8 protein-coding genes are annotated in these 11599 nt (G+C 66.1%); all 8 read left to right on the top strand.

Translation table 11 applies throughout. The features are described 5' to 3' along the window. Window positions 1-146: 146 nt before the first annotated feature. The 8 genes from O8I58_RS07965 (at window position 147) to O8I58_RS07930 (ending at window position 11550) form a co-directional block, all read left to right on the top strand. A complete protein-coding gene (locus O8I58_RS07965; RefSeq protein ID WP_298322096.1) occupies window positions 147-2840 on the top strand; it encodes a TonB-dependent receptor in 2694 nt (897 codons plus the stop codon). 29 nt (window positions 2841-2869) lie between these two features. Continuing rightward, complete coding sequence (locus tag O8I58_RS07960) at window positions 2870-3607, top strand: SDR family NAD(P)-dependent oxidoreductase (RefSeq protein ID WP_298322094.1); 738 nt, start codon at window positions 2870-2872, stop codon at window positions 3605-3607. Then, a complete protein-coding gene (locus tag O8I58_RS07955) occupies window positions 3604-4527 on the top strand; it encodes a 2-dehydro-3-deoxygalactonokinase (protein WP_298322087.1) in 924 nt (307 codons plus the stop codon). The genes O8I58_RS07960 and O8I58_RS07955 overlap by 4 nt, the downstream gene beginning before the upstream one ends. Further along, entirely contained in the window at window positions 4524-5972 is a 1449-nt protein-coding gene (locus O8I58_RS07950) for a 2-dehydro-3-deoxy-6-phosphogalactonate aldolase (protein WP_298322085.1), read from the top strand. The genes O8I58_RS07955 and O8I58_RS07950 overlap by 4 nt, the downstream gene beginning before the upstream one ends. Before the next feature lie 38 nt (window positions 5973-6010). Further along, window positions 6011-7912, top strand: coding sequence for a sialate O-acetylesterase (locus O8I58_RS07945; RefSeq protein ID WP_298322083.1), 1902 nt, complete (start codon window positions 6011-6013; stop codon window positions 7910-7912). Between the two features lie 504 nt (window positions 7913-8416). After that, window positions 8417-9250, top strand: coding sequence for a hydroxypyruvate isomerase family protein (locus O8I58_RS07940; RefSeq protein ID WP_298322840.1), 834 nt, complete (start codon window positions 8417-8419; stop codon window positions 9248-9250). Between the two features lie 30 nt (window positions 9251-9280). Further along, complete coding sequence (locus tag O8I58_RS07935) at window positions 9281-10966, top strand: GMC oxidoreductase (protein WP_298322081.1); 1686 nt, start codon at window positions 9281-9283, stop codon at window positions 10964-10966. Beyond that, the gene (locus O8I58_RS07930) at window positions 10966-11550 is read left to right on the top strand and encodes a gluconate 2-dehydrogenase subunit 3 family protein (protein WP_298322079.1); all 585 of its coding nucleotides are present in this window, start codon (window positions 10966-10968) and stop codon (window positions 11548-11550) included. Before O8I58_RS07935 ends, O8I58_RS07930 begins: the two co-directional genes overlap by 1 nt. Window positions 11551-11599: the final 49 nt, after the last annotated feature.

The raw sequence follows: 11599 nt of genomic DNA, 5'->3' as shown, positions 1-11599 counted from the left end.
TGTGCGGCAAAATTATATTGCTATATTAGCGACACGCTGCCAAGCCGCAGCGCAGCAGCAACTAACGGATAGCGCTGGACCCGGGGCGGGTTGGCCATCACAGGCGAGCTGGTTCCGGGTCCCACACTTGGGGGAGGGCCCAACTCATGCGTAACGTTCGACGTTCAACCTTGTTCATGGCCGTGGGGGCGTGCCTGTTGGCACCGGTGATGGCCGCCGCGCAGACCGCGCCCGCAGAGGCGGTGGTCGCGGAGCCATCCGTTCCGGAGCAGGCCGCGCCGCAGCAGGGCGAAGCAAAAACGCTGGATTCGGTCAGCGTGGTCGGCATCCGTGGCAGCCTGGAGGCCGCGCGCGACATCAAGCGCGATTCGGCGCAGATCGTCGATGCGGTGGTGGCCGATGACATCGGCAAGCTGCCCGATACCAACGTGGCCGAATCGCTGGCGCGCGTGGCCGGCGTGCAGCTGGAACGCGGCATGGGCGAGGGTAGCGACATCCTGGTCCGAGGCATGAAAGAGAACGTGATCCTGTACAACGGCCGCCAGATCGTGGACGCCACCGGTCGCGGCGGGAACGGCCTGGACCAGCTGGCAACTTCGACCTATGGCCTGCTCTCACTGGTCCCTTCGGAGTTGATCTCGCGCCTGTCGGTGACAAAGCTGGCTGGTGCCGACCAGATCGCCGGTGGCCTGGGCGGCATCATCGACATCAATACGCGCATGCCGCTGGATGGCGATGTCACCCAGAACGTGGTCAGCCTGGCTGGCACCTACGACGAGCTGTCCAAAGACGTTGGCAGCAATGCATTCGGTCTGCTCAGCATGCGCAATGCCGACCGCACCTTCGGCGCGCTGATCTCGGCCACCTACGGCAAGCGCGAGGTGGTGCAGCAGGGCCTGGACACGTTCTCCGGCTACGCCCGCTACACCGATGCCGACGGCAATACCCGCTTCGGCAGCACCGACATGCGCGCGCAGAACATCGACGATGATCGCGAAAAGACCGGCGTCAGCGCGGTGCTGCAGTGGCGGCCGGCAGACGGCGTGGAAATCACCGCCGATACCTTCTACGCGCGCCAGCAGGCCGAACGCGATCGCTACTGGGTCGCCTTCAATCCGGCGGCGGGCCTGACCAATGCCGTCTATTCGGACCACGACATCCTGCTGGCCGGGCGCTCCACCGGCACGGTGCTGCTCAATACCGAAGTGGCGGACGTGGATTCGGATACCTGGTCTTCGGCGTTGCGCGCCAAGTTCCGGGTGGGCGATCGCCTGGACGGCAGTGTCGAGGCCAACTGGGCCAGGTCCACGGCGAGCTACCACCAGCGCTACATGCGCCTGGCGCCGGCGGCCGGGCTGACCTCGGTGACGGACTTCGACCTGCGCAGCGGCAGCTTCGGCAGCTTCAACGTCAGCGGCATCGACGTGACCGATCCGGCCCAGTGGCGCATGACCATCATGTTCGACAATGACTGGCGCGCCGAAACGGACAGCAAGGCGCTGCGTACCGACTGGAGCCTGTTGTTCGACCAGGGGGCCTTCACCTCCCTGGACTTCGGCGCCCGCTTCAACCGCATGGAGAGCGAACAGAATCCGTTGCGTGCCGACATCCGTCCCGTCGGCGGGATTCCGGCCACCGAGCTGGCCGACTATCTCCGGGTCTACAGCAATGGCAACTTCCTGACGGGTGAATTCGCAGGGCTGCCGCGCGCCTACCTGGGGGCGTACAGGGCGCAGTTCGGCGGTTGCGACACCTTCACCACGATCCCGGCGATCTCGCAGAATGCGCAGTGCCTGGACCCGCGCAACAACGCCCTGGCCTATGCCGCCACCTTCGGCGTGGATGAGGATTTCCTGGAGGCCTACGCCAAGCTCAACTGGGATGCCACCCTCGGGAGCATGGGGTTCTCCGGCAACGTCGGCGTGCGGATGGTCGATCGCGACCTGGAATCACGCGGCAACCTGCTCGATGCGGCAGGCGTGGCGCAGCCGTCGGTGTTCCGTCGCAACGACCGCGAGTTCCTGCCCTCCGGCGTGGCCAGGCTGCAGCTCAGCGACACGCTGGTGCTGCGCGGCGGCGCAGCCAAGGTGGTGGCGTTCCCGAACACCGAAGACCTCAACAACGGCGTGACCCTCAACAACAACGCCGTGTTCGATACCAACGGCACCCAGATATCGCTTGGCACGGGTACCGGTGGCGCGCCAGACCTGGATCCGTTCAAGGCGACCCAGTACGACCTGTCGCTGGAGTGGTACTACGGCGGCCAGGGCATGTTGTCGGCGGGCCTGTTCTACAAGGACGTGTCGACCTTCATCGTGCAGCAGCAGACGGCCGAGACCTACAACGGCACCAACTACCTGGTGCTGCGCAAGGTCAACGGCGACAGCGCCAGCGTGCGTGGTGCCGAGTTCCTGGCGCAGGTGCCCTTCAGCGGCATGTTCGAAGGATTTGGCATGGTCGCCACCTACACCTGGATTGATTCGGAAACGCCGATCCGTGACGTCAATGGCAATGCGCTGACCTTCCCTGGGTTGTCGAAGAACAACGTGAACCTGATTGGCTACTACGAGAACGGCCCGTTTGGTGCACGCGTGGCCTACAACTGGCGCGACGAATACCTGGTGGGCCTGTCGGCGGCGGCCACCGGCATCTACAACGACACCTACAAGGATCTCTCGGCCAGCTTCAGCTACGATTTCAGTGATGCGCTGTCGTTGAAGCTGGAGGCCAACAACCTGCTCGACAGCGAGCAGCGGACCTATGACGGCTATGAGGAGGGGTTGCGGACCAATGTCGTCTTTGGCCGCTCCTACAAAGCCTTGCTGACCTACCGGTTCTGAGCACGGACCGCATGAAGGATGCAGGAAAGATGAGCGAAGGCTCGATGCATGGAAAGATTGCGCTGGTCACCGGAGCCGCCAGCGGCATCGGTGCGGCAGTCCTGTCGCGATTGCGGGCCGATGGCGCCAGGGTCGCGGCGCTGGATCGGAGCGTGGTCCATGGCGCGGATGCATTTGCCCGCGCCGATGTCGGCGATGCCGGGGCGGTGGCCGCCGGCATCGGTCGGCTGGTCGATGCGCTCGGTGCCTTCGATGCCGTCGTGCACTGCGCCGGGGTCTGCCCTTCGGGCGGGACCTTGGACAATGACGACGCGCTCTGGATGGACACCTTTTCGGTCAACGTGCTCGGTGCGGTCCGGGTGATGCGCGCGGTCGTGCCCGGCATGTGCCAGGCCGGTGGGAGCATCGTGCTGGTGTCTTCGATCAATGCACGTTTCGCGACACCGACCTTGGCGGCCTATGCGGCATCCAAGGCGGCGTTGGAGGAAGTAGCGCGGACGTGCGCGCTGGAGTTCGCGCCCGATGGGATCCGGGTCAACTGCATCGCGCCGGCATCGGTGGATACGCCGATGCTCCAGGCCTCGTTTGAACGGAGCGACGATCCGCAAGCGGCACGGGATCGCAATGTGCAACGACATCCCCTGGGGCGGCTGGGGACGCCGGACGATGCGGCCGAGCTGGCGCTGTTCCTGGCATCGTCGCGCAGTGGCTGGATAACAGGCGCGGTGTTTCCGCTCGATGGTGGTGCTGGAGTGACGCGTCGATGACGGCCGGGGCACAGGCACCCATCGTGGGGATCAACTGGGGGAGCACGAACTTCCGCGCGTTCCTGATCGACTCCGAGGGACAGGTGATGGACCAGGTCGAACAGCCGCGCGGAATCGCAGGGCTCGACCGTTCACAGATGCAGTCGATGGTGGCCGGACTCGCGGCGCGCTGGCCTGATGCGACGCATCGCTATGCCTGCGGCATGGTCGGTTCGAACATCGGCTGGAGCGATGCTGGCTATCTGGACTGCCCGGCAACGCCGGCGGCGCTGGCGCAGCGCCTGCATCGCGTCGAGGTCGGCGAGGTTGCGGTCGCCATCGTGCCGGGCCTGGCCTGCCGCCGGACCGCCGACGACGCACCGGACATCATGCGCGGGGAGGAGACCGAACTGCTCGGGTTGATGGCCGCTGGCGCGGTGCCGCCCGATGGCCTGGTGGTCCTGCCGGGCACCCACAGCAAATGGGTGCGATTGCAGGGTGGGGCCGTGGTGGAATTTCTCACCGCCATGTCCGGTGAGATCTTCGACCGGCTGACCTCCGCCGGCCTGCTTGCGTCAGTGGTCGACGGGCCGGCCGTGGAAGGCGAGGTGTTCGACGCTGGATTGCGCGCCGCTCATGCGGGGCCTGGCTTGGGGACATTGCTGTTTGGCGCGCGTGCCCGGGTGATCCGTGGTGACCTGTCGCGTCATGACGGTGCGTCGTGGTTGCGTGGCCTGTTGATCGGTGCCGAGCTGGCGGACGTGCAGCGACTGTGGCCGGATGCCTTGGATCGGCCGGTGCCACTGGTGGGCGCGGCTCCGGTCTGCGCGCTGTACGCGCGGGCGCTGGCGGTGCTGGGTGGGCAAGGCTTGCCGTTGGCATCGCACGATGCGGTGACGCGCGGATTCATGGCGCTCCATCGCGCGGTGCTGGCGTCATGAGCAACGCGCGCCTTACGCAATTCGAAGCATGGCTGGCGGAGGTTCCGCTGATTGCGATTCTTCGCGGCCTGCCCGGTGACGATGCCATCGCCGTGGTCGAAGCCCTGTTCGATGCCGGCGTGCGACTGGCCGAAGTGCCGCTCAATTCCCCGGCGCCGTTCGACACGATCACGCGGCTGGCCCGGCACTTCGAAGGGCGCATGCTGATTGGCGCGGGGACCGTGGTCGCCGCCACCGATGTCGCGCGCCTGGCCGAAGGGGGATGTGCGTTCATCGTCTCGCCCAATACCGACGCCGCCGTCATCTCCGCGACGTTGGCGCACGGCATGGTGCCGGTGCCGGGTTTCTCGTCTCCCAGCGAAGCGTTCGCCGCCATCGCTGCCGGGGCGCGGCACCTGAAGGCGTTCCCCGCGCACCAGGCCCGCGAGCGGCTGGCGGCGCTATCGGTGGTGCTGCCAGCAGACGTGACGCTGCTGGCTGTTGGCGGCGTCGCGCACGAGGAACTGGACGGCCTGTGGCAAGCCGGCGTGCGTGGGGTCGGGGTTGGCTCGGATGTGTACCGGCCCGGCCGCGATGCCACGGAGGTCGGCGCGCGTGCAAGGGCCTGGACCCAGGCCCTGCAGCGACGCACGGCATCGCCCGCGACATTGCTCTGCAATCCACAGGCGCTGGTCGGCGAGTCGCCGCTGGTGATGGACGATCAGGTGTTGTGGGTCGATCCGACCCGGCCGAGCCTGTTGCGCTGGGATGGCCAGGCCTGCACGCGGACTGCATTGCCCGAGCCGGTGTGGGCACTGGGCCTGGTGGACGGCCAGTTGGTCGGCAATGGCGAGGAGCATTTCGTCCGGCTGGATGCCGCTGGCCAGGTACAGGCCGGGCCGCGGATCGAAGTCGGCCCGGGCTGTCGCCTCAACGATCTGGTGATCGACCCGCGTAACGGCTTGTGGGGTGGTTCGATGCACCGCGGACTGCTGGCCGGGAAGGGCGCGCTCTTCTATGCGCCATCCGTCGACCAGCCGGCCCGGAAGGTGGCCGAAGGACTCGGCGTGGCCAATGGCATGGCGTTCTCGGCCGATGGCGGCACGCTATACGTGATCGACACGCTGGCGCGGACGCTGCTGGCCTATGCGGTGGACATCGAGCACGGCAGGCTGGAAGAACCGCGCGTGGTTACCGATTTCCTTGGTGTGCCCGGAAAGCCCGATGGCATGGCGCGCGCGCCGGATGGGCGGCTGTGGGTGGCGATGTGGGGCGGTGATGCGGTGGTGGAACTGGCCGAGAACGGCGCGGTACTGCGCTCGGTGGCGGTGCCGGCCCATCACGTCGGCAGCCTGTGTTTTGGCGAAGACGGACGCCTGTTTGTCACCACCGCCAGGGCGCGGCTATCACCGCAGGCGCTTGAGCGCGCGCCGGGATCAGGTGGCCTGTTCGTCATCGCACCGTGATGCGTGCGAGGCGAGCGCAGGCCCTTTTGCTGGTCCTGGTGTTGTCGAGTGTGGTGCAGGCGGCATGGGCCGGGATCCTGCTCGGCGCGCCATTTACCGAGCATGCGGTCTTCCAGCGCGACCAACCGATTCCGATCTGGGGAACGGCAACGCCGGGGGCGCAGGTCACCGTGCGCTTTGCCGAGCAGGTGACTCGCGTGCATGCCGCGTCCAATGGCGACTGGCGTGCAGCGTTGCCATCGCAGCCTGCCGGCGGACCATTCACGCTGGATGTTTCGGCAGGGCAGGACCAGCTTCACCTCGACGACGTGCTCGTCGGCGATGTCTGGCTGTGCGGTGGGCAATCGAACATGGAATTTCCGGTGGAACGCGCGCTCGACGCTAACGCCGAGATCGCGGCCGCCGCCGACCCGTTGATTCGCTTGATGCGCGTGCCGAAGGGCAGCAGCGAGACGCCACGCAGCACCTTCGACGTGCCTGCCGTCTGGGCCTCGGCCACGCCGGAAAGCGTACGGTCGTTCTCGGCGGTGTGCTGGTATTTCGCCCGTGAACTGCATCGCGACATGGCCGTGCCGCTGGGCCTGATCAACGCTTCATGGAATGGCTCGAGGATCGAGGCGTGGACCAGTCCGTCCGCACTGCGCGCGGCAGGTGGCGCCGATGCCGGGCTGGATCTGCTCGACCTGCACGCGCGTGATCCCGATGCGGCGGTTCAACCATGGATATCGATGTGGGAGGCCTGGTGGCGCGGACGGCCACGGCAGCAGCCTGGCGACCTTCCATGGCGATCGCGGGACACCGGGCACTGGGTGTCGGCGCGGCCGTCTTCCCAATGGGTCGCACCTGCGCTGGTGGACCATGTCGGACTGAGCTGGTACCGGACGACGGTTGACCTCACCGCGGCGCAGGCGAAGCAATCGGCCACCCTGGAACTGGGCCGCGTGGATGAAGTTGACACCGCGTGGGTCAACGGCGCTGGTGTCGGGACCACGTACGGGTCCGGCGTGGAGCGCCGCTATGCAATCGCCACCGGCAGCTTGCAAGCCGGTTCCAACGCGATTGTCCTGAATGTCCTGAATACCTATCGGCAAGGCGGCATCACCGGCCCCGCGGCGGGCCGCGCACTGGTACTGGCCGACGGCACGCGAATCGGCCTGGATGCAGACTGGCAGGTGCGCGCGGAGGATCCTGATGCCGGCATGCCACCGGCAGCGCCGTGGATGCCTGCATTCGGCTTTGGCACGCTGCATAACGGCATGATGGCACCGCTGGGTGGCTATGGCCTGCGCGGCGCGGTGTGGTACCAGGGCGAATCGAATGCGCACGAACCCGCACGCTATGCGCGCCGGTTGACGACCTGGCGCGACGATCTTCGTGCGCAGTTCGGACCAGCGCTTCCGCTGCTGGTGGTGCAGCTGGCAGGTTACGGGGCATTGGCCAGCGCGCCGGCAACCAGCAACTGGGCCGAACTTCGCGAGGCCCAGCGGCAGGTGGTCGCAGCCGATCCACATGCCGCGTTGGCGGTCACCGTAGATCTGGGGGAAGTCGGCGACATCCATCCTGCCAACAAGCAGGAAGTCGGGCGACGACTGGCCCGTGCGGCGCGCGCGGAAGTGTATGGGGTGGCTTCGTCATCCAGCGGTCCGGTTGCCCTGCGTGCCTGGCACGCGGGGCCAGACGTGCTCGTGCGCTTCGGCGGGATCGACGGCGCCCTGGTCGCGCAAGGTGGACCGGATGTCCTGGGCTTCGAGCTCTGCGGCGAGGTTCAGGCCAGTTGCCGCTATGCGCATGCCGTCGTCGAGGGCGACCAGGTGCGCCTGCAGGGCGAACGCGCCAGCGAGGCGACCCGCGTGCGCTATGCGTGGGCCGACAATCCGCTCGTCAACCTCTACGATTCAGCGGCGCTGCCGGCCGGCCCGTTCGAACTGCCGATTCGCTGATTTGCGCTTTCATTCGTGCCAGGCCGGAATCTCCGGTCTGGCCGTCGCGCATCACGGGTGCGTCCTTCGTATCCAGCTGCAGCTTCGAACGGCCCACCGTCGGCTGCAGGCCGTGCACGGCGGATGCCTGGCCGGGCATGACCGGCAGCGCATGCATGCCAGCACGCTAGCCAATCTGCGGGTTGTGCCCTGCAGCACGGATTTTTGCGCACAGCACCTTGCAATCCGGCCCTTCGCTGCTATCGTGCAATCGATTGCATGAGGGCGGCTTGTGCATGTCAGTGTCCGGTTGGGAGGCCGGGGAAATGACCTTATCGGATCACTCAGCAAGCCCGCGTCCGACCCTGGGGCAGGTGGAAGATCACGGGCCGCGCGACATCCGCTGGCAGCCGTCCCATGCTATTTCCAAAGGCGCATCCAGCCCTGATACAGGCGATGTCGCGAGTGTGGCGAGGTGAGCCCGTGATCCCCGGAACGACAAGGCGCGACGCATTGCGCGCTGCGATGCTCGGCGGGGTTGGACTGGCTACGGCTGGGCTGCTCCCGGCGCGTGCAGCAGGCGCAACGACGCCACTGAAGGGCAATCTCAAGCAGGCGGTTGCCCGCTGGACGTTTGGACAACAGTCCGTGGACCAGCTCTGCCTGACGGTGAAGGGCCTCGGCTTTGCCGCCATCGATCTGGTCGGGCCGGAAGACTGGCCCGTCCTGAAAGCGCACGGCGTGGTCAGTTCGATGTGCAACGGGGCCGAGATCAACCTGAAGGATGGCTTCGCCGGCGTTGAATTCCACGACCAGCTGGTCGAGCGCTATACCCGCCATATCGACCTGGTTGCTGACGCCGGCTACCGCAACCTCATCTGTTTTTCCGGCAACCGCAACGGCATGGACCCCGGCCAGGGATTGAAGAATGCCGAGGCGGGCCTGAAGCGGATCCTCGGTCATGCCGAGCGGCGTGGCGTGATGCTGGTGATGGAGTTGTTGAATTCCAAGGTGGACCACCCCGACTACCTCTGCGACAACTCCGCCTGGGGCGTCGAGCTGTGCAAGCGGCTTGGTTCGCAGCACTTCGGCCTGCTCTACGACATCTATCACATGCAGATCATGGAAGGCGACATCATCGCCACCATTCGCAAGCACCACCAGTATTTCGCGCACTACCACACCGCGGGCGTCCCCGGGCGGCACGAGATCGGCGACGACCAGGAGCTCAACTATCCGGCCATCTGCCGCGCGATTCTCGAAACGGGCTTCACGGGCTACCTGGCGCAGGAATTCACACCGCTCGCGGCGGACCCCGTTGCATCGCTGCGCGAGGCGGTCCGCCTCTGCGACGTGTAAAAAAATATCCACCGAGGGAACACAACACCCATGGCAGACATGCACTACGACGCGATCGTCGTCGGATCCGGCATCAGCGGCGGCTGGGCCGCGAAGGAATTGACCGAGAAAGGACTCAAGGTCCTGATGCTCGAACGCGGGCGCAACATCGAGCACGTGAAGGACTACGTCAATGCGATGAAGGAGCCGTGGGACTACCCGCACCACGATAGCGCCACCCAGGCGATGAAGGCGGACTATCCGGTCCTGCGGCGCGACTACGGCCTGGCGGAAAGCACCTTCGGCATGTGGGCCAACGAGAAGGACTCCCCGTACACCGAAACCAAGCGCTTCGACTGGTACCGCGGTTATCACGTGGGCGGTCGTTCGCTGATGTGGGGGCGGCAGAGCTACCGGCTGTCGGACATCGACTTCGGGGCGAATGCCAGGGAAGGGATCGCCACCGATTGGCCGATCCGGTATGCCGACATCGCACCCTGGTACGACCATGCCGAGCGGTTCGCGGGCATTTCCGGCACCAATGAAGGCCTGGATGTATTGCCCGATGGCCAGTTCCTGCCGCCGATCCCGCTGAACATCGTCGAGAAGGATGTGGCCGCGCGCATCAAGAAGGCCTTCGGCGGAACGCGCCACATGATCCACTCGCGCACGGCGAACATCACCGAGCCCAAGATCGAGCAGGGCCGCGTCAATTGCCAGTATCGCAACAAGTGCATCCTGGGCTGTCCGTTCGGTGCGTACTTCTCGACCCAGTCGGCGACGCTGCCGGCGGCGATGAAGACCGGCAACCTGACCCTGCGGCCGTTTTCGATCGTCAAGGAAGTGCTGTACGACAAGGACCGCAAGCGCGCGCGTGGCGTCGAGATCATCGATGCCGAAACCGGCCAGACCTATGAGTACACGGCCAACATCGTCTTCATCAATGCATCGGCGTTCAACTCGGCCTGGGTGTTGATGAACTCGGCCACCGACGTCTGGGAAGGGGGGCTTGGTTCGTCCTCGGGCGAGCTGGGGCATAACGTCATGGACCACCACTTCCGCGTTGGTGCGTCCGGTTCGGTCGAAGGCTATGAGGACAAGTACTACTTCGGCCGGCGTCCCTGCGGCTTCTATGTGCCGCGTTTCCGCAACCTCGCCGGCGAGAAGCGCGACTACCTGCGCGGCTTCGGCTACCAGGGCTCGGCCAGCCGCAGCGGCTGGTCGCGCGACATCGCTGAACTCAATATCGGCGCCGGCTTGAAGGAGGCGCTGAGCACGCCGGGCGACTGGAGCATCGGCATGACCGCATTCGGTGAGATGCTGCCGTACCACGACAACAACATCAGCCTGGACCGCAGCCGCAAGGACAAGTGGGGCCTGCCCGTGCTGGCGATGGATGTGTCGATGCGCGAGAACGAGTTCGCGATGCGCAAGGACATGGGCGCCGATGCCGCCGAAATGCTGGAGGCGGCGGGCGTCAAGGACGTGAAGATCCATGAGAGCGACTATGCGCCGGGCATGGGCATCCACGAGATGGGCACGGCACGGATGGGGCGTGACGCGAAGACCTCGGTGTTGAACATGCACAACCAGGTCTGGGACGCGCCCAACGTCTACGTGACCGACGGCGCCTGCATGACCTCCAGCGCCTGCGTGAATCCATCGCTGACCTACATGGCACTGACCGCGCGTGCCGCCGACCATGCGGTGCGCGAACTCAAGGCGGGGAACCTGTGATGGAACGTCGCGCGCTGTTGAAGATGATCGCGGTCGCCACCGGCATGGCGATGATCGGCCGTTCGCCGCTGGTGTACGGCCAGGCCCAGCTGCCCGTGTCCGCGGCCAACAACGTCTTCTCCGATACAGAGGTGGCGAAGCTGGACGAGATCGCCGAAACCATCCTGCCCAGGACCGAGACACCCGGCGCCAAGGAGGCTGGCGTGGGTCTGTTCATGGCCCAATTCGTGAGCGACTGCTACACGCCCGAACAGCAGGCAGTGTTCCGCGCGGGCCTGGCCGACATCGACAAGCGCGCCGGTGGCCGCTTCCTGGCGATGAGGCCGAAAGCACGGACCGAACTGCTGCACGCGCTGGACAACGAAGCCAAAGCGCAGGCTTTGGGGGACCAGGTTGTCCCTGAGGGCGGCACGCCGGAAGTCCGGCAGCCGCACTACTTCACGATGATCAAGCAGCTGGTGATCTTCGGCTTCTTCACCTCGACCGTGGGCGCGACCCAGGTCCTGCGCTACGAAGCGGTACCGGGGCGCTATGACGGCGACCTGCATTACGCGCCGGGCACGCCCGCCTGGGCGACGAACTGAGCCCCCAACGACGTGCACGCATCGAATCCCCGGAGGAACACCATGAAAC

The organism is Pseudoxanthomonas sp. (assembly GCF_027498035.1).
Lineage (GTDB): Bacteria > Pseudomonadota > Gammaproteobacteria > Xanthomonadales > Xanthomonadaceae > Pseudoxanthomonas_A.
Note: the sequence above shows the minus strand (reverse complement) of the source record. Positions and strands in the feature narration are given on the sequence as shown.